We start from the raw sequence: 19271 nt of genomic DNA on the forward strand, positions 1-19271 counted from the left end.
GGATGCCGTTGGCGTCCTCCGGCCTCAGTTGCCCTTGCGACCGAAGGACAGGATTTTCTGCCGCAGGCTGCGGGCGAGGTTACGGGTGTTGCGATACATGTCCACCTGCGTGGAAACCTGTCGAACGTCCCTGTCACTGTTCTGGGTGAGCCCCACGACAAGCGTGCCCATTTCCTGCCGTTCCTGCCAGAAGCGGCTCATGACAGGATGATCGGGCACGGCGCAGCTGTCACTGCGGAGAATATTGGCGTCGTCCAGATGCCAGTCGGTCAGTTTCTGTACCAGCAGCTTGCCGGGCGAGAATTGCGCGTAATTCTCGTCGAAGGCGGTCTTCCACGTATAGGCCTCGCCGGCGGTGATGAAGACGATCATGGAGGCAATGGCGCTTCCGTTGAGATCGATGGTGTGGATACGCACGGCATCCGCTTCGGCCAGGTTGGTGATCGCCTCGCGGGCGAAGGCCGCACGATACCGGTCGTTGACCAGCGCGGTGCGTTTGCGGCCTTTCCAGCCGCTTGCCTCCAGCGCCAGAAACTCCTCCATGCGGTAGCGTATATCCTTCGGCTGGCGCGCGACAGTGTAGGATAACGCGCCCAACCTCTCGAGCTGTCGCCACTGCCGGCGCATTTCCCGCAAATGATGCGGGGCAAGGGCTTTTTGCAGATAAGCCTGGCCATCAAGCAGGCTTTCCAGCATCGGCCGGTGATAATGACCCGTCGTCGTCACCGGCAGGTTGCGGCTGAGCGCGATGGCTCTGAACATGCGGGCAAAAGGCCCCTCCAGCCGCACATCCGGCAGAACCAGAACATTCGGCAGCCGCATGTCCCGGTCGGAAAGGGCGTCGAAAAGGTTATCAAGGGTCTCGGCCGCCCCTTCGGTATCCACCAGCGGCGTCCCGAGCGGCCCGAAAGGATTGGCCCAGACGCGAATGATGGAAGGACCGATGGAAAAACCCGGCTTTTCAACGGTAAAAGGCATCAGAAACCGCATGCGGCTTCGGGCGCCGTTCTCATCGCGAATGAGGGCGAAGCGCACGGTCTTGTCGTCGATACGCGGCATGGCCGGAGCAAGAAGCCGGCCGGTGAAAAAGACGTTTGCCTCCATGACGCGGTTGGAGAGAAAGTCGAGTTCCTCCTGCATGTCGTAACCGAGCTGCCCCGGATAGATGCAGAATTCACGGCCTTCCCGGCCCACACGCCGGCTGCTGTCCGCCACCGGGCGATCACGCTCCGCAGACGCCATGAGCGCCGCGATGCGCGGGTCCTGAAAATCCGGATTCTTTGGATCGCTGGACATGCTTATCGTTACACCGCCTTACCAGTGTTTTGACTCGCCCGGGGGTCGTTGAAGGCAAAAAGGACGATCCCGAGTGTACGGCGTATGGCAACATGCAATAGCACAGCCTCTATGGACATGGCTATCGCCACCGCTGCCGCGGCGCCTTTCAGACCATAGACCGGAATGAGCGCCATGTTGAGTGCAATGTTGCAACCGAAGATGATAATATAAAGTATCACGCACAATTTTTGTTTGCCGGCCATATTCAGCAGCGTCTCTCCGGGGCCGATGAGCGCTTTTGCCAGGAACCCCGCAAACAGGAAGAACATCAGCTCGTAACCCTCTACGAAGCCAGGACCGAACAGCGACAGCAGGAATGGCCCGGCCAGAAGCACCACGCTGCCAACGGCGAGAGACGGCCAGAAGGCCCAACGTGCGGCCTGGCTGGCGAAGCTCGCAAGCCCCGGCCTGTCATTGGCCGAAATCAGCGCTGCGAGACGTGGTGCGGCCGCCGCCTGGACGGAGAAAAACACGAACTGCATCAACACGATGGTTTTCGCCGCGGCGAAATAGATGCCGACCTGATCCGGCGGCAGATAAAGGCCGACGATCACCACATCGGAATTGGTCATCAGAAAACCGATGCCGTCGATCAGAAAGACCGGAAAGGCAAACCTGATCCAGTGACGAAAATGAACCCTTCGGGTGACGCTGCGGAAATGCCGGTTGAGCCGGCGGTTCAGGAAGACGAAGTGAAAAATGGTGGTGACATAAGTTGCGAAAAGTGCCGTCAGCATGGCCGTCGTCGCAGTCTTTTCGGCTCCCAGGGCAATGGCCACCAGCATGAACAGGAGGATCAGTACGGGACGTACGATATAGGTGGGGCTAAGGGCGGAGATGGCCCAGCCATTGGCCCGCGCCGTGCCGTTCAACACATCGCCCAGAGCCACCATCGGCAGGGTGAAAAGCGCCAGCGAGACAGGAATGAGATAATAGGCGGCGATGCGCTCGCCAAAGAAATACAGAAATATGAAACCGCAGAGCGCCAGCGTGCTGGCAGACAGCATGGCGAACACGCGGGCCGTCGAGGTTAGCCCCATGATCTTGTCATGGGCATCTTCCAGACGGTAGCCGGGCAGGAAGCGGATGACGGTGGTGTGGAAGCCGAGACAGGAAAGATTGCCGAACAGGATTACCAGAACCCACACGAAGGCGAAGAGGCCATATTCGAACTCGCCCATCAGGCGGGCAAGGATGATCTGCGATATGAAGGCGATGCCGGCGCTGACGATGCGCACCGCGAAGGCGACGAGCGCCATGCGCTGTGCCCGGGCAACCTCGTCCCTCGCGGAGACAATGAGGGCGATTTTATCGCCCAGCGGCGAAATCTTCGCGCGCAGGCCTGCGGGTAAGGCTTTTTCCGCCGTGCTGAGGATAGCCATGATCCACACGCCATTATTTCCAGTTGAATGGGCAGGCCGATTGTAAGCCCTTCATCCTTAACGAAGCGTTTGGGAGGCGGCTGCGCCTGTCCTGATGTCACCCGCTTCCCGCGGCTTGCGGATGCCGTTGAAGAGGAACAGAGCCAACGGGCTGCGGCGTATCGCCTGGTGCAGAGAGTAAGCCGTGATGGTCGTGGCTGCGACAATGATGGTGAATTCAACGAGGGGCGGCAGGGAGACGAGAATAAAAAGCGTACCCAGAGCGTAAATCAGCGGGTGGTGAAACAGATAGATAGTGAAGGACGCATCCGTCATCCGTCTGGCAAACCGGCTTGGCCGGTCGAAATAGCGGCAGGCGAGGTCGATCAGCAGGCGGCTCACCGTTACTGCGGCAATTGCCGACACCAGCACGAGCAGGGCTGAATTCGAAAACGGGCTTTGCAGCCTGAGTGTCACTGCCGCCGCAATGGCGGCCGTCGCTACGATTGCCGTGAGAATACCGGTCCGGCGAAAGCGGTGAAAGAGGGTCCGGTCGCGGTGGAGCAGGGCTCCGACAAGGAAGAAGGGCACATAGCGCCCATAGGGGTCGGAAGCGCGCTCATAGAGAGAAAGCAGGCTGCTTTCGGTTTCTGCCGCAATCAGGCTGGAACCGTATATCGCCAACTCCCATAAAATGGGCAGTATGCAGAGTGCGGCGAAAAACAACCCGGCATGTCGCCGCCGCAGGCTGTCGAGCCTGTCTACTGCGCGCGCAAAAGGCGGACGTTCCAGAAGATACAAGAGAGCGGCAAGCACCACGGAATAGGCGATGAGAGCGGGCAGGAACCACAGATGCATGATCCATTGTTCACTCGGGCGCAGCAGACCCGGCAGGCTCTCAATCAGTCCTTCGGCTGAAATCTCGCCTTTGGCGATACCGGCCAGTCGCAACAGTAAAAGCTGCAGCGGCCCGAGCAGAACGAGCGTCACGACGAAGGGCACGCCGAGGCGGAGGAAACGTTGTCTGAGCCAAGGCATTTTGCCTTTTTTGCCGATGACCATGGTGGAAAAATACCCGGCGACCAGAAAAAACGCCGGCATTCGGAAGGTGACGAGCCCGGCACCGAGCGCGGTCAGGAGCGTGCTGGTCTCAAAATCCTTGATGTCCCAGGGCAGGGCGTAGCTATAGAGCAGTGAGGCATGATAGGGAATGCCGAGCAGCATCAGAAGCGCTCGCAACGGGTCCCAGTAATGTTCATAATCTGAGCTGCTCGGTTGCATTTTCTCCTCGCGTCGCACATGCGATCACGCGTGATCTGCGGTAGCCGACACGACTATTGGTGGAAAACGCTAACAAACCCTTCATGCGCCAGCCGGTGTGGGCGGAGCCTTCTTTTTGGGTAGAAGATCGAGCACCAGCGCGCAGCCGAGGATAATGATGCCCGCGCCGAAGAGCTGAGGCAGCGACAGCGGCTCATCCAGCACGAGGGCGCCGATAAGCACCGCCACAACGGTGACTGCAAACTCCACACTGATGGCCTTTGTCGCGCCGATCACGGAGACGAGGCGGAAATAGGTTATGTAGGTGAGGCCGCTCATGACGATGGCCTGGATGAGCAGGTATAGATAGTCGATCGGCGCGGGAATGCGGGGAATCGGAACTGCCAGCAGCAGTGGCAGCGTCATGATGCCACCGGTCATGAATGAGCCGATGGTAATTTCCCATGAACCCACGCCTTTGAGATACCTGCTGGCATAATTGCTGCCGAAGGCCGCGCAGATGCAGGCGGCGACACAGGCGATGCAGCCGATGACAAAACCGGTCGTGACGGGTACGGCGGGAAAACCCACGAGCAGCACAATCCCGCCGAAGCCCAAAACCAGCCCCACGACACCTTGCCTCGTCAGTCGCTCCAGCCCCCAGACCTGCGAGATGAGCATGGAAAAAAGCGGGATGGTCGCGACCAATATTGCGGCCATGGCGGTCCCGACAAGTGGCGTGCCATAAGAAAGGCCGATCAACTGGCCGGCAACGGTGGTTGCGCCCACAATGGCAAAGGCTTGCCAGCTTGCCGAAAACGCCAGTTTGCGTCGCGCAGTTCTCGCGATCAGGAAAAGAGTGGTGGCGGTCACCAGTGACCGCAACGTCACTGCGCCGATCCAGCCGAATGCATCCACAACCTGTAGAAGCAGGAGGAAGGACGCGCCCCATGCGAGTGCGAGAAAAACATAGGCGGCAAGATCGCGAGGGGCCATGGCAGCATTTTCCGGAGGATGATCCAGCTCCCATATTGGAAACCGATCATGCCCGTCAACAACAATGAATTGCGCAAAGAAAATCGCCCGCAACCTGGGTTACGGGCGATGGTCTTCATCGGATATGCGCGGCGTTCAGGCCTGTTCGTAAACGCCGTGGCAGTGCTTGTATTTCTTGCCGGATCCGCAGGGGCACATTTCATTGCGGCCGATACGGCCCCAGGTGGCGGGGTTGTTCGGATCGCGCTCCTCTGCCGGCACGAAGGCGGCAGGCGCCGCCTGCAAGCCTTGAGCCATTTCATCCTCGCCCGTGTTCGGGTCAAGGTGATGGGCAGTCATTTCCGGCAGTTCCGGCTGCTGCGGCTCCTGCTGAACCAGTTCCACACGCATCAGCTGGGCGGTCACGGCTTCGCGCAGATTGGCGAGCAACGCCTGGAAGAGTTCGAAGGCTTCGGCCTTGTACTCCTGCAGCGGGTCGCGCTGGGCATAACCGCGGAAACCGACGACGGAGCGTAGATGATCGAGGTTGACGATATGCTCGCGCCACAGATGGTCGATCGTCTGGAGAATGACCGAGCGTTCGACATAGGTCATGATCTCGGGGCCGAAACGTTCCGCACGCTCGGCGGCGTATTTGTCGGCCGCCTCCGTGACGCGCTGGAGAATATCGTCTTCGGCGATGCCTTCTTCCTTGGCCCACTCTTCCACCGGCAGGTCGAGGTTGAGGAACTGGGCGATGCCCGCCTTCAGGCCTGCAATATCCCACTGTTCGGCATAGGCATTTTCGGGAATATGCTTGGTGACGAGCATTTCGATGACTTCGTGACGCATATCGGCTGCGGTTTCGCCGATATTATCGGCTTCCATCAACTCAAGGCGCTGATCGAAGATCACCTTGCGCTGATCGTTCAGCACGTCGTCATATTTCAGAAGGTTCTTGCGGGTCTCGAAGTTGCGGGCTTCGACCTTCTTCTGGGCGCGTTCCAGCGCCTTGTTGATCCACGGATGGACGATGGCCTCGCCTTCCTTGAGACCCAGCTTCTGCAGCATCGAGTCCATACGCTCGGAACCGAAGATGCGCATCAGGTCGTCCTGAAGCGAGAGGTAGAATTTCGAGCGGCCCGGGTCGCCCTGACGGCCGGAACGGCCACGCAGCTGGTTGTCGATACGGCGGCTTTCATGGCGTTCGGTGGCGATGACGTAGAGGCCGCCGGCGGCCAGCGCCTTTTCCTTGAGCACCTTGATTTCGGCGCGAATCGCCTGTTCCTTCGCATCGCGCTCCGGACCCGGCTCCATGCCTTCCAGCTCGCGCTCCAGACGCATCTCGACATTGCCGCCAAGCTGGATGTCGGTACCGCGGCCCGCCATGTTGGTGGCGATGGTCACGGCGCCCGGCACACCGGCCTGCGAGACGATATAAGCTTCCTGCTCGTGGTAACGGGCGTTCAGAACCTGGAAGTCGGAGAAACCGGACTGGCGCAGGAGATGTGCCAGAAGCTCGGATTTTTCAATCGACGTCGTGCCCACCAGAACCGGCTGGCCGCGCTCATGCGCTGCCTTGATCTCGGTAATGATCGCCTGGAATTTCTCTTCGCCGGTGCGATAAACCTCGTCGTCTTCGTCGATACGCTGGATCGGCAGGTTTGTCGGCACCTCGATGACATCGAGGCCGTAGATGTTGCCGAATTCTTCCGCTTCCGTCGCTGCCGTACCCGTCATGCCGGCCAGCTTTTCATACATGCGGAAATAATTCTGGAAGGTGACGGAGGACAGCGTCTGGTTTTCCGGCTGGATCTGTACCTTTTCCTTGGCTTCGAGAGCCTGGTGCTGACCTTCGGAATAACGACGGCCCGGCATCATGCGACCGGTAAATTCGTCAATGATGACGATTTCGTCGTTGCGGACGATGTAGTCCTTGTCGCGGGTGAAGAGCTTGTGGGCCTTCAGCGCATTGTTGATGTGGTGGACGATCGCGACGTTCTCGACGTCGTAAAGCGATTCGCCCTTGAGCAGCCCCGCCTGCCGCAGCAGGTTTTCGAGCTTCTCGGTGCCTTCTTCGGAGAAGTTGGCAGAGCGCTGCTTCTCATCGATTTCGTAATCTTCCGGCGTCAAAAGCGGAATGAAGGCGTCGATGGTATTGTAGAGATCGGAACGGTCGTCCAGCGGCCCGGAAATGATGAGCGGCGTGCGCGCCTCGTCGACCAGGATCGAGTCGACTTCGTCGACGATCGCGTAGTTGTGGCCGCGCTGAACCATCTGGGCGCGGTCATATTTCATGTTGTCGCGCAGGTAATCGAAGCCAAGCTCGTTATTCGTCGCGTAGGTGATGTCGCAGGCATAGGCCTCGCGTCGCTGGTCGTCGTCAAGGCCATGAACGATGACGCCGGTGGTCAGGCCGAGGAAGCGATAGAGCCGGCTCATCGTGGCGGCGTCGCGCTGGGCGAGGTAGTCGTTGACGGTGACGACGTGCACGCCCTTGCCGGCGAGCGCGTTAAGGTACACCGCAAGTGTCGCCACCAGCGTCTTGCCTTCACCCGTTTTCATCTCGGCGATGGCGCCGCCGTGCAGGATCATGCCGCCTGTCAGCTGCACGTCGAAGGGACGCATGCCGAGAACGCGGCGCGATGCTTCGCGGGCCACCGCAAAGGCCGGGATCAGCAGGTCGTCGAGTGTCTTGCCGTCTGCCAGCTGCTGGCGGAACTCGGCGGTCTTGGCCGCCAGCGCTTCGTCGGAGAGCGCCTTGGTGGCTTCTTCCAGCGCATTGATGGCTGCGATCTTGCTTTTATAAGAGCGGACGCGGCGATCATTTGCCGAACCGAACAACTTGCGGGCTATTCCGCCGAGACTGACCATCTTACTGGCCCTTTCTGAAATTCCGTTTTGCCGGGCGCTTTGCTCCGTCACGCTGTTTTCAGCACAAATGACGGACTTCGCCCTTCAACGTATCTGGACGCGAGGTTGCGTGACAGATAAGAGGGGGGGCAAATGATGTCAACGGTTCTGCCCGTTACAGAATGGCCACATTCCGGTGTTTGGAAGTTTTTTCAGAGCCGGAAACCATGTCTGGAGCCGGCATTGTCCCCGAAAGGTTCAAAATGTTGCGCTATAATAAAATTGCGGCTGCGGTGATTGTGGCCACGCTCGGCCTCCAGCTTCCGGCTTTCGCACAGGAAGACAAGGTCGTCGCCAAGGTCGGCGATCTGGAAATCCACCAGTCCGAACTCGACCTCGCCATGAGCAACCTCGATCCGCAACTCGCGCAGCTTCCCGACGAGCAGAAGAAGGTCGCAGCCCTTTCCGGCGCGATCGATGTCAAGCTTCTCGTCAAGAACGCCAGTGCCGAAGGTCTGGAAAAGACTGAAGATTTCAAGAAGCGCATGGAATTCATCCAGGACCGTGAGCTGCATAACGCGTATTTCCGCAAGCACGTGGTCGACGCCGTCACCAATGACGAAGTAAAGGCCCGCTACGACAAGGAAGTCGCAGCCCTGCCGCAGGAAGAAGAGATCAAGGCAGCTCACATCCTCGTTGCCAGCGAGGACGAAGCCAAGGACATCATCAAGCAGCTTGATTCGGGCAAGGATTTCGCAGCCCTCGCCAAGGAAAAATCCACCGATTCCAACAAGGATGACGGTGGCGATCTCGGTTGGTTCGGCAAGGGCCGCATGGTTCCGGAATTCGAAGAAGCCGCCTTCGGCCTCGAAAAGGGCGCCTACACCAAAACGCCTGTGAAGACCCAGTTCGGCTTCCACGTCATCAAGCTGGAAGACAAGCGCATTGCGCCGCCGCCGGCTTTCGAGCAGGTCGAGCCGCAGGTTCGTCAGCTTGTCATGCGCGACAAGTACGTTGCCCTCATCGAGAAGGCCAAGGCTGACCAGAAGATCGAAATCATGGATGAGACGCTGAAGAAGGGCTATGACGAAGCCACGAAGGAACAGCAGGCACAGCCGCAGCAGTAAAATTTCGGATTACGGGGCGGCTTAACGGCCGCCCCGTTTCATCTCAGGCCATCTCCAGACATCCATTCCAGAATTTCAGGCGCTTCCCATGTCCGTTGCCGTTTCTCCGCTCGCTCCGAAATCCTATCCTGACATGCCTGCGCTCCGCGGCGTTCGCATGGCGACGGCCGCCGCCGGCATCAAGTACAAGAACCGCACGGACGTTCTCTTGATGGTGTTCGACAAGCCTGCAAGCGTTGCGGGCGTCTTCACCAAGTCGAAATGCCCTTCCGCCCCGGTTGATTTCTGCCGCGCCAATCTCGGCGGCGGCGCGGCGCGCGCCGTGGTGGTCAATTCCGGCAATGCCAATGCCTTTACCGGCCTCAAGGGCAAGGCCGCGACCGAGCTGACGGCGAAATCCGCCGCAGCTGCCGTCGGCTGCTCCGAAGGAGAGGTCTTTCTGGCATCGACGGGCGTGATTGGGGAACCGCTGGATGCCTCGAAATTCGCCGGTGTCCTGGGTGACATGAATGTTCGGGCAGAAGCCGATTTCTGGCAGGAAGCCGCCAAGGCGATCATGACGACCGACACCTATCCGAAGGTCGCCAGCCGCACCGCCGAGATCGGCGGCGTGATCGTGACGATCAACGGTATCGCCAAGGGCGCCGGCATGATCGCGCCCGATATGGCGACGATGCTTTCCTTCGTTGTGACGGATGCGGATATTGAGCCGGCCGCGTTGCAGGCCCTGTTGTCGGCCGGCGTTGGCCCGACCTTCAATTCCGTAACGGTCGACAGCGATACCTCTACCTCCGACACGTTGATGCTGTTCGCCACGGGCGCTGCGGCCGAAGACGGCCAGGTGAAAGTGACGAATGCCGATGATGAGCGCCTTTCCGGCTTCCGCGCCGCGCTGAACGATCTTCTGAAGGACCTTGCCTTGCAGGTCGTTCGTGATGGCGAAGGCGCGCGCAAGATGGTGGAAGTTACCGTGACAGGAGCGGAAAACGACGCCGCCGCCAAGAAGATCGCCCTTTCCATCGCCAATTCACCGCTGGTGAAGACCGCGGTTGCCGGTGAGGACGCCAATTGGGGCCGTGTCGTCATGGCCGTCGGCAAATCAGGCGAAATGGCGGACCGCGACCGTCTCGCCATCTGGTTCGGCGGCGTGCGCGTGGCCGTCAACGGCGAACGCGACCCGAACTATTCCGAAGCGGAAACCAGTGCCGTCATGAAACTGGAAGACATCACTGTAAAGGTCGATATCGGCCTCGGTCAGGGAACGGCTACCGTCTGGACCTGTGACCTGACGAAAGAATATGTTGCGATCAACGGCGACTACCGGAGCTGACCGTTGGAGCCGAAGAGAATGCAGGACAACAAGGCCGTCAATCTGCCGCTGGTTCGCCGTCTGGAAGCCGTCAGCTTCCGGGCGTGGCCAGCCTCGTCGGTTATTTATGACGGCAGCTGGCAAATCCGTCTCACGGGTTCGCATCCCTCCAAGCGTATCAACTGCGTAGTGCCGCTCGATCCGTCCGATTACGGAAACAGCGCGGTGCGGCTGGAAAAGGCGCGCAAGCGTTTCGATGATTTCGGCCGGCCGCTGGTGGTGCGCGAAACGACGCTGATGCCGCCGCAGCTTGTGGAATTTCTGGTCAGGGACGGCTGGTCGATGTTCGAAGAGGTTGTGGTCATGACGGCCGATCTTTCCGACATGGAGCTGCCGGAAACGCTGGTCAGCCTTCCGAGCCACGATATCGGCCGTTTTGTAGAGGCGAGCATCAAGGTGAGCGATGGCGATCCGGCGCTGCGCCCGGCAATTGCTGAAATCGTCAGTTCCATCAAGCCGACGCTCGGTCTCTTCATCAATGAGGAAGTGGAAGGCAATCCGCTCGCAACCGTCATCTGCGTGCAGGACAACGATCTTGCCGGCATCCTTTCCCTCGATGTCGAAAAGTCGCAGCGTAAGAAGGGCCTCGGTATGCAAATCCTGTCATCCGCACTGCGCTGGGCCAGGATCAGCGGCGCAAAAAGCGCGTGGCTGCAAGTTGAAGCCGCCAATGCGCCGGCAATCGCACTTTATGAGAAATTCGGCTTCTCCGAGGCCTATCGCTATCGCTATTGGCGCAAGGGTTCAGGAGAATGAGCGAGGCCGGAAAAAAAATCCTGCTGGTCGCCGCCTGCGCCCTTCTCGATCAGGATGGCCGCATTCTTCTGGCGCAACGTCCGGAAGGCAAGTCGCTCGCGGGCCTGTGGGAGTTTCCGGGCGGCAAGGTGGAGCAGGGCGAGACGCCCGAGGAAACCCTCGTGCGCGAACTGGACGAGGAGCTGGGTATCAAAACCAAGATCGCCTGCCTTGCGCCTTTGACATTTGCCAGCCACACTTATGAAACATTCCACCTTCTGATGCCGCTTTACGTGTGCCGTCGTTACGAGGGCATTGCGCATGGCCGGGAAGGACAGGCGCTGAAATGGGTAAAACCGCAGGCGTTGCGCGATTATCCCATGCCGCCGGCCGATGAGCCGCTGATCCCCTTCCTGCAGGATCTGCTTTAGAACAGGCAATCGCCGGCGTCCCTCGCTTATCATCCCGTCACAGCTTCGTGAAAATGCCCCGTTGCCAGCGCTTTGCCGTGCCAAAACGGGTCTGTGTTAAGAGATCGTTCAGCACCCTCTGGCAGATTGTTAAGCTAAAGAAGCGGTAAACTGCGCGTTACGAGGTTGGTCATGAACGAGGATTTCTGGAAGACGGTGGAAGGTCGTCACTCTTATTCCGATAAATCCAGTCGCACCGGCGTTCTGAACGTCGCATTGCTTTTCGGCACGGCCGTCATCGCCCTGTCGTTGATCATCACACCCATGCTCGCCGGAAAGTCTTCCACGCGTGTGGCGCAGTTCCCCGACAATTACGACATGATCAGCACCGGCTCCATCAAGAAGGCAGATGTGGTCAAGACATACTCCATCCGCCGTAGCATAACACAGCCGATGCCGGAAATGCCCTGCGTGGTGACGGGCTACAGCAATGAGAGCGGTTGCTGATCGTTTACCATTGTCGGTAACCGATCTCTCACATAGCCCGTCTAGAATAAGCCGACTTCAATAGGTCATATTGCCGGCTGGCGGATTGGGCATATTCTGTGCTGCGTTCATTTATCGATTTCTGCAGGAATGAAGACGGCGCCAGCGCCGTTGAGTATGGCCTGATAGTGGCCGTGATTTCCGTCGCCCTTGTCGGCGGCGCGAGCGCCATCAGCAGCAACATCAATGCCCTGTTTCAGTTCATCGCCGACACTTTCGCCAGTTTCTGAAACGGTCATTCTTGCGTTCAGGATAGCTTGACTTCCCTGGTCTTCAGGGCGTCCGCCAGGCGCACTTTGGCGGAGCCGGGCTTCAGCGGTTTCTGCTGGCTCTCATGCGGCGCCCAGCCCGAGACATAGATGACGGAGAATGTCGCCCTTATGCGCCCATCCGGATCGGCATAACGTTCAGCATAAAGCTCTGCCGCCCGCATGAAAAAGGCACGGTTGAGCGGTCGCCTGCTACGGCCTGCCAGCGGATTGGCCATGCCCATCGCACGCAGGTCGCGCATCAGCGGGAAAATCGAATCGTAACGTACCGTGTAGGTTTCCGCGTCGGTGACGGGAAGCGCAAAACCGGCGCGTTGCAGAAGCGCGCCGACATCGCGTACATCGGCGAAGGGAATGACGCGCGGGCTTGCCCCGCCGGTCAGTTCCGCCTCTGCCGTCAACAACACGTCGCGCAGTTCCTGCAGCGTCCCGCTGCCGGGAATCGCGCCGAGAAACAGGCCGTCCGGCTTTAATGCCCGCCGGATCTGGATCAGCGCGCCGGGCGTGTCGTTGGTCAAATGCAGGGCAAGCGGTGAAACGATGAGATTGGCGGAGGCCTCTTCCAGCGGCAGATGCTCCATGGATGCCGCCTCCGGAATATTTTCATCCGTGGTGAAACGGCTTTCCGTCTCTATGCGGCGAATGGAATTCACCTTTCCTGTCTGGGCCAGCCGCCGGGCGGCAACGCCGGTGCCGCCATGCAGCTCGATGGCGGACTCGAACTGGCGTTCGACAATGGCAAGCCTGTCTGCCAGTTCTTCAGCCGCCATGTCGAGAAGAAAAAGGGCCTTGTCGTCGCGCCGGTTCCACGCCCGGCGACGGTTTTGTTCGATCATGGCCTGGTCAAAAAGAATGTCCATCGTCTTGCCTGCTCGGCCTCTGGCGCCATCGGTACGGCGGGGCCGCATTCTGTGTCATGCCGTTTCAGGCATTGCTTTTCCGGCACCGGCCGGAATGATCTGTCTCGCAAAGGCACCCGTTCGGCGCTAAAGTCAACCTCATGGGCGCTGGTGAAGGTCTGTTTTCGGGGATGCTGTCGAAATCCGCAGTCCTGCTGCGGGTCGCACGAGACGTGTTGCGTTCGGTCTTCCGCATGATTTACCCGCCGACCTGTGCCGGCTGCACCCGCATGATCGGCGCAGAAGGGGCGTTGTGCCCGGAGTGCTGGCGGGACATTGTTTTTATCGAGCGTCCTTACTGCGAAATTCTCGGCATTCCCTTTGTCCGCGACCATGGCGAAAACATTGTCAGCGCCGAGGCCATTGCCGACCCGCCGCCCTTCGACCGTCTGCGTGCCGCCGCCAGCCATCAGGGCGTCGCCCGCAAGCTGGTGCACCGTCTGAAATATCAGGACCGGACAGAGCTTGCGCGGTTGATGGCGTTGTGGATGCTGCGCGCAGACGACAGAGCGGTCAGCGCCTGCGATTGCATCGTGCCCGTTCCTCTGCATCGCTACCGCTTCCTGCGCCGCCGTTTCAACCAGTCCGCCGAGCTTGCGCGGCATCTGGCCCGGGCGGCTGACAAGCCTTTGCTCGCCGGCACCCTGCTGCGGGTGAAATCGACGGAGCGGCAGGTTGGACTCTCGGCGATCGCCAGGCGTGACAATATGCGGGGCGCTTTCGCTCTCGCGCCTGGTCGGGAAGCGGATGTTTCAGGCAAGCACGTGGTGCTGGTGGATGACGTTTACACCACCGGCGCGACGGTGCGTGCGGCAAGCCGGGCCCTCCGAAAAGCGGGTGCTGCGGAAGTGACAGTTTTGACCTTTGCAATGGCCATTTCCGGTCCTATATGAAGCCGTAATGACATGAGGAAACCGTGCGCTTGACCGCACGTTTGCGAGGCTTTGAAAACATGGCACCGGTGACAATCTATACGCGGGATTTTTGTGGTTATTGCGCGCGCGCCAAGGCGCTGCTGGATAGCAAGGGCGTGGATTATGCCGAATATAACGCCACAACGACGCCCGAATACCGGCAGGAGATGATCGAGAAATCGGGCGGAACGACCTTCCCGCAAATCTTCATCAATGGCCAGCACGTGGGCGGCTGCGATGATCTTCATGCGCTGGACCGTGCCGGCAAGCTGGACGCGATGCTGGCGGTCTGATCTGCCCGACCGACGGAGGAAATCATGAGTTTCAAGGCTGCCGCCATTCAGATGCGCTCCGGTGTCGATACGGCGAGGAACGCCGCCGATATGGATCGGCTTGTGCGCGCCGCCGCGGCCGAGGGGGCTGTTTATGTTCAGACCCCGGAAATGACGGGCGCAATCCAGAAGGACAGGCAGGCGCTGCGGGCCCAGCTGCGCGACGATGACGGCGATATCATCGTCGCGACCGCCGCACGCCTTGCCCGCGAACTCGGTATTCACGTCCATGTGGGCTCTACGGCTATTGCCCGCCCGGACGGCAAGATCGCCAATCGCGGCTTCCTCTTCGCGCCGGACGGCTCGCGCATCTGCAGCTATGACAAAATCCACATGTTCGATGTCGATCTCGACAATGGCGAGAGCTGGCGCGAAAGCGCCGCTTACGAGCCCGGCGAGGTGGCGCGCATCGTTGAACTGCCGCTGGGTAAATTCGGCTTCGCAATCTGCTACGACGTCCGTTTTCCGCAGCTTTTCCGGGCGGAAGCTCTTGCCGGCGCTGAGATTCTGACGGTTCCCGCTGCCTTCACGCGACAGACCGGGGAAGCCCATTGGGAAATTCTGCTGCGCGCCCGCGCCATTGAAAACGGCGCGTTCGTCATCGCCGCCGCTCAGGCGGGCGTACATGAGGACGGGCGAGAAACATTCGGCCATTCCATCATCATCGATCCCTGGGGTAAGGTTCTGGCAGTCGCAGGCGGCGCTGGCGAGGAGATCATCTTCGCCGAGATCGATACATCGCTCGTGGCGACCGCCCGTGGAAAGATTCCCAATCTGCGCAACTCCCGGGAGTTCGGGCTGGATACGGTCATTCCCCTCAAACCTGTGGGAGGTGAGGCAGCGTGATCCGGTATGCGCTAGCCTGTGAAAAGGGCCACGAGTTCGAAGGCTGGTTTGCCGGTAGCGACGATTTCGATGATCAGTTGCAGCGCAGTTTCCTGTCCTGCCCGGTTTGCAATTCCGCGCAGGTCTCCAAGCTTTTGATGGCGCCGTCGGTTTCCACCGCGCGCAAGAAGGACGAACGCCAGACGCTCGCCATGGATGCCGCCAGAAAAGAGGCGCTTGCAAAAATCCGCGAGGCCGTCGCCAATATTCGCGCCACTGCCGAAGATGTCGGCGACAGGTTTCCCGAGGAAGCCCGCAAGATCCATTATGGCGAAGCGGACGAGCGGGGCATCATCGGCAATGCCTCGGTGCAGGACGCCAGGGCCTTGCTGGAAGAGGGCATAGAGATCGCACCGCTGCCGGTGCTGCCCGACGACGTCAACTGAATTTCAGAGACATCGCTTACGGAGCGCCCGGCGTTACCCCTGCGCCGGGCGCTTTGCCAGCATCATGTAGTTGACGTCCATATCCGGCGAGAGGTTCCAGCGATCCTGCAGCACGTTGTAGAAGACGCCTGTCCGGTGGATGATATCCATTCCGCTTGCAACCAGCGGCCGCTCAAGCTCTTCCGGGCGAACCAGCTTTTCATATTGATGTGTGCCGCGCGGCAGCCAGCGCAAAACATTTTCGGCGGCAAAGATCGCCAATGCCCGGGCTTTCAGCGTGCGGTTGATGGTGGCCGCGAACATCAGGCCGCCGGGGCGTACCATTTTCGCGCAGGTGGTGACGAAGAGATCGACATTGGCCACGTGTTCGACCACCTCCATGTTGAGGATGACGTCGAAGGTTTCGCCGGCTTCCTGCAGCTGTTCGGCCGTCACCGCGCGATAGTCGACGCTTACCCCGCTTTCACGGGCGTGGGTGGAGGCGATGCCGATGTTCTTTTCCGAGGGATCCGCGCCTACCACATCGGCGCCCATGCGGGCGACGGGTTCGGAGAGAAGACCGCCGCCGCAGCCGATGTCGAGAACACGCAGCCCTTCCAATGGGCGGTGCGCCTTCGGGTCCCGGCCGAAATTGTCGCAGATGCGGTTGCGGATATATTCGAGACGCACCGGATTAAATTTGTGCAGCGGGCGGAACTTGCCGGTCGGGCTCCACCACTCTGCGGCCATCGCGGAGAAGCGATCCACTTCGCTCTGGTCGACGGTCGTCTGTGCGGTCTCGCTCATGGCTCTGCTCCATATTGCTGTTGCATTGAAGTCGGACGATTGCCCCCCGAAGTCAAGACCGGAGACTTTCTCCGGCAGTGATTTATCGGGCGCTCATTGCCGCAGGGGAACTGATGCGGTCCCGCATTTGTTTCATGCTGCGTTCATGGAAGAACGCGTATTTTCCGATCGTGGCAGTATGCGGAACGCATACTCGTCCATCGAACAGGATGGATGCCGACAAGGGCAAAGCGGGCCTTTGCTTGAGGAGAAAGAAGTGAAGAAAAAACTGTTTGGCGCAATTGCGCTGGTGGCCATGCTCGCCGCGCCGGCCCTTGCCGAAGCTGCGACGCGGGGATTCGCCACCGCGAATGTGAATATGCGCTCCGGTCCCAGCACAGCCTATCCGGCTGTTGTCGTGATCCCCGTCGGCGCACCATTGACGGTACACGGCTGCCTGTCCGATACGCCTTGGTGTGATGTGTCTTTCGTCAACGGTCGAGGCTGGGTAGCCGGCCGCTACATCCAGACGACATTCCGGCAAAACCGGGTCTACGTCGAGCCCCGTTATTATCGCGATCTCGGCGTTCCCATAATCACTTTCGAAGCCGGCCGTTATTGGGACCGTTATTATCGCGATCGCGACTTTTACCGCGAACGTGACCGGTGGCGTCGCCCGCCGCCATCAGGCGGCTACTGGAACGCCCCGCCCCCGAGTGCTGGATGGGATCGCCCACGTCCGCGTGACGACTGGCGCGATGGTCGCCGGGACGACTGGCGTGATGGCCGCCGCGATGAGTGGCGTGATCCCCGCCAGGGCGGTGGTCCGAATGATGGTCGTTGGGAACGTCGCTACGGCGACTGGAACCAGGGCGACAGAAATCAGGACAGGCCGCGTCGCGACGATGACCGCCGCCGTTGGGAAGATGAAAATCGCGACCGTAATCGTGATCGCGACGCTAATCGCGATCGTGGAGGCCAGCAGAACCAGTATAACGGTCAACGCGGTCAGTTGGATGGCCAGCCGCCGCGCCCGCCTACACCTGCTCCGGATGCCCCTCTGCAGGGGTGCATCATCGGTAGTCCAGGTTGCGCATCGCGCTAAAAGACAAAGCCCGGCGAGATTTTGTCGGGCTTTTTCATTTGGGGCTTTGTTCGATGTGTCGTTGCGGTCCTATTTTTCGGCGGGAGCCTTGCGGGAGCGGCTCTTGGGTTTTGCCGGCGTTTCCGCATCCGGTGTTGCAACATCCGCGACAGCCTTGGGAGCGGCCTTCTTGCGCGTTGCGGGCTTCGTCGCTTCCGACGTCTTCAGCAGCGAAAATTCATGTTTGGCCTGTTCCCAATGGTGCGCATCGCGCCCGTGCGGGTGGCCTTCCTTTTCCCAGAGTGTATATGCGCGTTTACTGATCCATTCGTGTTCCGAAACCTGCATGCTCGTCTCCCGTTGCTGTTTACAGCGCCTATGAGAAGGCGACATTCCGCTTTGGTCCGGCACACGCTCGACAGGAATCAATGCCGGCATTTCCAGAGGCCATTACATGCCATGATTTTCCGGGCGTCAAGCAAACATGCTGCATTGCGAAAACCGATTTGTGGCATTTTCTGCCGGTTAAAGCGGTTTGAGCGAAAGACGTTCCTGCAACGCAAGATCAACGTTGCGTGATTGCGCCAAGGCCGCCAAGATGGCCGAACGAACGGGCAGCGGAGGAGGCGGTCTTGGAGCGGAGAATGGAAACGGATGCGCAGGTCATCGTCGAAAAACAGGGAGGGGCGGGCATCATTCGCCTCAACCGGCCGAAGGCCATCAACAGCCTGACCTTGCCTATGGTGCGCGACCTGTTCCATGCGCTTCAGCGTTTCGAGGAGGAACCCGGCGTTGCCTGCGTGGTGTTGACCGGAGAAGGGGACAGGGGGCTTTGCGCCGGGGGCGATGTCCGTATCATTCACGATCTCGGCAAGGCGGGGGACCCACAGGTCCTTGATTTCTGGCGGGAAGAATTTCCGCTCAATTATCGTATCGCCCACTTCGGCAAGCCCTATGTGGCGCTGATGGATGGCATTGTCATGGGCGGCGGCGTTGGCATTTCAGCTCATGGCAGCCATCGTGTCGTCACGGAGCGCACAAACCTCGCCATGCCGGAGACGGGCATCGGCTATTTTCCTGACGTTGGCGGGTCCTGGCTTTTGCCACGGGCGCCGGGCGAATGCGGCACCTGGCTGGGGCTGACGGGCAATGCCGTTACTGCCGCCGACGCCATCTATGCGGGCTTTGCCGATTATCTTGTTCCTTCGGATCGCCTTGGCAGGCTGGTTCAGGATCTATCGCGATCGGTGGATACGGACAGTGTTGAGACGGCCATCACGGCGCACGCGATTGAGGCCGGCGAAGGCATCTTATCCCTCAATCGGGAGATCATCGACGCGACATTCCGTTTTGACACGGTCGAGGAGATTTCTGCCGCGCTCTCGGCGCGCCAAGATGCATTTTCACGCGAGACCCTCGAGGTTCTGCAAAAGCGCTCTCCCACCAGCCTGAAGCTGACCCTGAAGCTGCTGCGCCTGGGTCGGGAAAGCGCGAGCCTCATCGAATGCCTTGAGCGGGAATTTGCTGCCGGCACGGAGATATTGCGCCAACGTGATTTTTATGAGGGCGTGCGCGCCGCCCTCGTCGACAAGGATCGCAATCCCCGCTGGTCGCCGGCGCGGCTGGAACAGGTGCGGGAGGAGGACCTTGCGCCCTATCTCGCCAAGCATTCCGGCAACCTGTTTCCCGATCATCGCCTTTAGTCAGGCGCAAAAGAAATCCGGGTTCGTGGCTTATATGAAATCCTCGCCTTCCAAGTGAAT

At 59.9% G+C, this 19271-nt stretch carries 20 protein-coding genes; 12 read left to right on the forward strand and 8 right to left on the reverse strand.

Translation table 11 applies throughout. The features are described from left to right. Positions 1-24 precede the first annotated feature (24 nt). The 5 genes from AGR2A_RS21525 to secA form a co-directional block, all read right to left on the reverse strand. On the reverse strand, positions 25-1296 hold the full coding sequence (locus AGR2A_RS21525) for a GNAT family N-acetyltransferase (protein WP_003585618.1): 1272 nt from the start codon (positions 1294-1296) through the stop codon (positions 25-27). Between the two features lie 8 nt (positions 1297-1304). Next, positions 1305-2720 (reverse strand): Wzx-type polysaccharide biosynthesis protein UppV, encoded by a 1416-nt coding sequence (uppV, locus tag AGR2A_RS21530; RefSeq protein WP_072493180.1) that lies wholly within the window; start codon positions 2718-2720, stop codon positions 1305-1307. 57 nt (positions 2721-2777) lie between these two features. Beyond that, positions 2778-3980 carry an acyltransferase family protein gene (locus AGR2A_RS21535; RefSeq protein WP_072493179.1) on the reverse strand — a complete coding sequence of 401 codons (1203 nt, stop codon included), beginning with the start codon at positions 3978-3980 and terminating at the stop codon, positions 2778-2780. A gap of 81 nt (positions 3981-4061) precedes the next feature. Beyond that, positions 4062-4955 carry a DMT family transporter gene (locus AGR2A_RS21540; protein ID WP_003585624.1) on the reverse strand — a complete coding sequence of 298 codons (894 nt, stop codon included), beginning with the start codon at positions 4953-4955 and terminating at the stop codon, positions 4062-4064. Between the two features lie 135 nt (positions 4956-5090). Then, a complete protein-coding gene (gene secA / locus AGR2A_RS21545) occupies positions 5091-7808 on the reverse strand; it encodes a preprotein translocase subunit SecA (RefSeq protein ID WP_003585625.1) in 2718 nt (905 codons plus the stop codon). A gap of 242 nt (positions 7809-8050) precedes the next feature. On the opposite strand from secA, the gene AGR2A_RS21550 reads away from it, so the two are divergent. The 6 genes from AGR2A_RS21550 (at position 8051) to AGR2A_RS30460 (ending at position 12204) form a co-directional block, all read left to right on the forward strand. Beyond that, on the forward strand, positions 8051-8914 hold the full coding sequence (locus tag AGR2A_RS21550) for a peptidylprolyl isomerase (protein WP_035211677.1): 864 nt from the start codon (positions 8051-8053) through the stop codon (positions 8912-8914). An 88-nt stretch (positions 8915-9002) separates the two neighbouring features. Beyond that, positions 9003-10244, forward strand: a complete 1242-nt coding sequence (gene argJ / locus AGR2A_RS21555) for a bifunctional glutamate N-acetyltransferase/amino-acid acetyltransferase ArgJ (RefSeq protein WP_035211664.1) — start codon at positions 9003-9005, stop codon at positions 10242-10244. Positions 10245-10262: 18 nt separating this feature from the next. Continuing rightward, positions 10263-11039: a GNAT family N-acetyltransferase gene (locus tag AGR2A_RS21560; RefSeq protein ID WP_072493178.1), complete on the forward strand. Its 777-nt coding sequence runs from the start codon at positions 10263-10265 to the stop codon at positions 11037-11039. Continuing rightward, the gene (mutT, locus tag AGR2A_RS21565) at positions 11036-11449 is read left to right on the forward strand and encodes an 8-oxo-dGTP diphosphatase MutT (protein ID WP_003585633.1); all 414 of its coding nucleotides are present in this window, start codon (positions 11036-11038) and stop codon (positions 11447-11449) included. The genes AGR2A_RS21560 and mutT overlap by 4 nt, the downstream gene beginning before the upstream one ends. A gap of 171 nt (positions 11450-11620) precedes the next feature. Further along, positions 11621-11935: a hypothetical protein gene (locus AGR2A_RS21570; RefSeq protein ID WP_072493177.1), complete on the forward strand. Its 315-nt coding sequence runs from the start codon at positions 11621-11623 to the stop codon at positions 11933-11935. Positions 11936-12033: 98 nt separating this feature from the next. Continuing rightward, the gene (locus tag AGR2A_RS30460; protein ID WP_006698497.1) at positions 12034-12204 is read left to right on the forward strand and encodes a Flp family type IVb pilin; all 171 of its coding nucleotides are present in this window, start codon (positions 12034-12036) and stop codon (positions 12202-12204) included. A gap of 17 nt (positions 12205-12221) precedes the next feature. On the opposite strand, the gene AGR2A_RS21580 is transcribed toward AGR2A_RS30460, so the two are convergent. After that, a complete protein-coding gene (locus AGR2A_RS21580) occupies positions 12222-13103 on the reverse strand; it encodes a methyltransferase domain-containing protein (RefSeq protein ID WP_072493434.1) in 882 nt (293 codons plus the stop codon). A 140-nt stretch (positions 13104-13243) separates the two neighbouring features. On the opposite strand from AGR2A_RS21580, the gene AGR2A_RS21585 reads away from it, so the two are divergent. Genes AGR2A_RS21585 through AGR2A_RS21600 form a run of 4 tightly spaced genes read left to right on the forward strand, consistent with a single transcriptional unit; the run spans position 13244 to position 15659 of the window. Then, on the forward strand, positions 13244-14035 hold the full coding sequence (locus AGR2A_RS21585; RefSeq protein ID WP_072493176.1) for a ComF family protein: 792 nt from the start codon (positions 13244-13246) through the stop codon (positions 14033-14035). A 59-nt stretch (positions 14036-14094) separates the two neighbouring features. Continuing rightward, positions 14095-14349 carry a glutaredoxin 3 gene (gene grxC / locus AGR2A_RS21590; RefSeq protein ID WP_072493175.1) on the forward strand — a complete coding sequence of 85 codons (255 nt, stop codon included), beginning with the start codon at positions 14095-14097 and terminating at the stop codon, positions 14347-14349. A gap of 24 nt (positions 14350-14373) precedes the next feature. After that, positions 14374-15234 (forward strand): carbon-nitrogen hydrolase family protein, encoded by an 861-nt coding sequence (locus tag AGR2A_RS21595; RefSeq protein ID WP_034497116.1) that lies wholly within the window; start codon positions 14374-14376, stop codon positions 15232-15234. After that, positions 15231-15659, forward strand: coding sequence for a DUF1178 family protein (locus AGR2A_RS21600; RefSeq protein WP_072493174.1), 429 nt, complete (start codon positions 15231-15233; stop codon positions 15657-15659). The genes AGR2A_RS21595 and AGR2A_RS21600 overlap by 4 nt, the downstream gene beginning before the upstream one ends. Positions 15660-15692: 33 nt before the next feature. Here AGR2A_RS21600 and ubiG read toward each other — a convergent pair whose 3' ends face one another. Then, the gene (gene ubiG, locus AGR2A_RS21605; RefSeq protein WP_003585646.1) at positions 15693-16445 is read right to left on the reverse strand and encodes a bifunctional 2-polyprenyl-6-hydroxyphenol methylase/3-demethylubiquinol 3-O-methyltransferase UbiG; all 753 of its coding nucleotides are present in this window, start codon (positions 16443-16445) and stop codon (positions 15693-15695) included. Positions 16446-16701: 256 nt separating this feature from the next. Between ubiG and AGR2A_RS21610 the strand changes: the two genes are divergently transcribed. Further along, the gene (locus AGR2A_RS21610; protein ID WP_022562949.1) at positions 16702-17529 is read left to right on the forward strand and encodes an SH3 domain-containing protein; all 828 of its coding nucleotides are present in this window, start codon (positions 16702-16704) and stop codon (positions 17527-17529) included. A 69-nt stretch (positions 17530-17598) separates the two neighbouring features. Here the strand turns inward: AGR2A_RS21610 and AGR2A_RS21615 are convergent, their stop codons facing one another. Then, positions 17599-17856, reverse strand: a complete 258-nt coding sequence (locus AGR2A_RS21615; RefSeq protein ID WP_022562948.1) for a DUF2934 domain-containing protein — start codon at positions 17854-17856, stop codon at positions 17599-17601. A gap of 296 nt (positions 17857-18152) precedes the next feature. Between AGR2A_RS21615 and AGR2A_RS21620 the strand changes: the two genes are divergently transcribed. Next, positions 18153-19211 carry an enoyl-CoA hydratase/isomerase family protein gene (locus tag AGR2A_RS21620; protein ID WP_080823333.1) on the forward strand — a complete coding sequence of 353 codons (1059 nt, stop codon included), beginning with the start codon at positions 18153-18155 and terminating at the stop codon, positions 19209-19211. The last annotated feature ends 60 nt before the right edge of the window (positions 19212-19271 follow it).

Origin of the sequence: Agrobacterium genomosp. 2 str. CFBP 5494, from assembly GCF_900013495.1 — a bacterium.
GTDB classification, from domain to species: domain Bacteria; phylum Pseudomonadota; class Alphaproteobacteria; order Rhizobiales; family Rhizobiaceae; genus Agrobacterium; species Agrobacterium pusense.

Excerpts from the sequence above, each read along its gene's own strand:
- AGR2A_RS21525 (WP_003585618.1), bottom strand. The coding sequence starts at position 1,296 with ATGTCCAGCGATCCAAAGAATCCGGATTTTCAGGACCCGCGCATCGCG.
- uppV (WP_072493180.1), bottom strand. The coding sequence starts at position 2,720 with ATGGCTATCCTCAGCACGGCGGAAAAAGCCTTACCCGCAGGCCTGCGC.
- AGR2A_RS21535 (WP_072493179.1), bottom strand. The coding sequence starts at position 3,980 with ATGCAACCGAGCAGCTCAGATTATGAACATTACTGGGACCCGTTGCGA.
- AGR2A_RS21540 (WP_003585624.1), bottom strand. The coding sequence starts at position 4,955 with ATGGCCCCTCGCGATCTTGCCGCCTATGTTTTTCTCGCACTCGCATGG.
- secA (WP_003585625.1), bottom strand. The coding sequence starts at position 7,808 with ATGGTCAGTCTCGGCGGAATAGCCCGCAAGTTGTTCGGTTCGGCAAAT.
- AGR2A_RS21550 (WP_035211677.1), top strand. The coding sequence starts at position 8,051 with ATGTTGCGCTATAATAAAATTGCGGCTGCGGTGATTGTGGCCACGCTC.
- argJ (WP_035211664.1), top strand. The coding sequence starts at position 9,003 with ATGTCCGTTGCCGTTTCTCCGCTCGCTCCGAAATCCTATCCTGACATG.
- AGR2A_RS21560 (WP_072493178.1), top strand. The coding sequence starts at position 10,263 with ATGCAGGACAACAAGGCCGTCAATCTGCCGCTGGTTCGCCGTCTGGAA.
- mutT (WP_003585633.1), top strand. The coding sequence starts at position 11,036 with ATGAGCGAGGCCGGAAAAAAAATCCTGCTGGTCGCCGCCTGCGCCCTT.
- AGR2A_RS21570 (WP_072493177.1), top strand. The coding sequence starts at position 11,621 with ATGAACGAGGATTTCTGGAAGACGGTGGAAGGTCGTCACTCTTATTCC.
- AGR2A_RS21580 (WP_072493434.1), bottom strand. The coding sequence starts at position 13,103 with ATGGACATTCTTTTTGACCAGGCCATGATCGAACAAAACCGTCGCCGG.
- AGR2A_RS21585 (WP_072493176.1), top strand. The coding sequence starts at position 13,244 with ATGGGCGCTGGTGAAGGTCTGTTTTCGGGGATGCTGTCGAAATCCGCA.
- grxC (WP_072493175.1), top strand. The coding sequence starts at position 14,095 with ATGGCACCGGTGACAATCTATACGCGGGATTTTTGTGGTTATTGCGCG.
- AGR2A_RS21595 (WP_034497116.1), top strand. The coding sequence starts at position 14,374 with ATGAGTTTCAAGGCTGCCGCCATTCAGATGCGCTCCGGTGTCGATACG.
- ubiG (WP_003585646.1), bottom strand. The coding sequence starts at position 16,445 with ATGAGCGAGACCGCACAGACGACCGTCGACCAGAGCGAAGTGGATCGC.
- AGR2A_RS21615 (WP_022562948.1), bottom strand. The coding sequence starts at position 17,856 with ATGCAGGTTTCGGAACACGAATGGATCAGTAAACGCGCATATACACTC.
- AGR2A_RS21620 (WP_080823333.1), top strand. The coding sequence starts at position 18,153 with ATGGAAACGGATGCGCAGGTCATCGTCGAAAAACAGGGAGGGGCGGGC.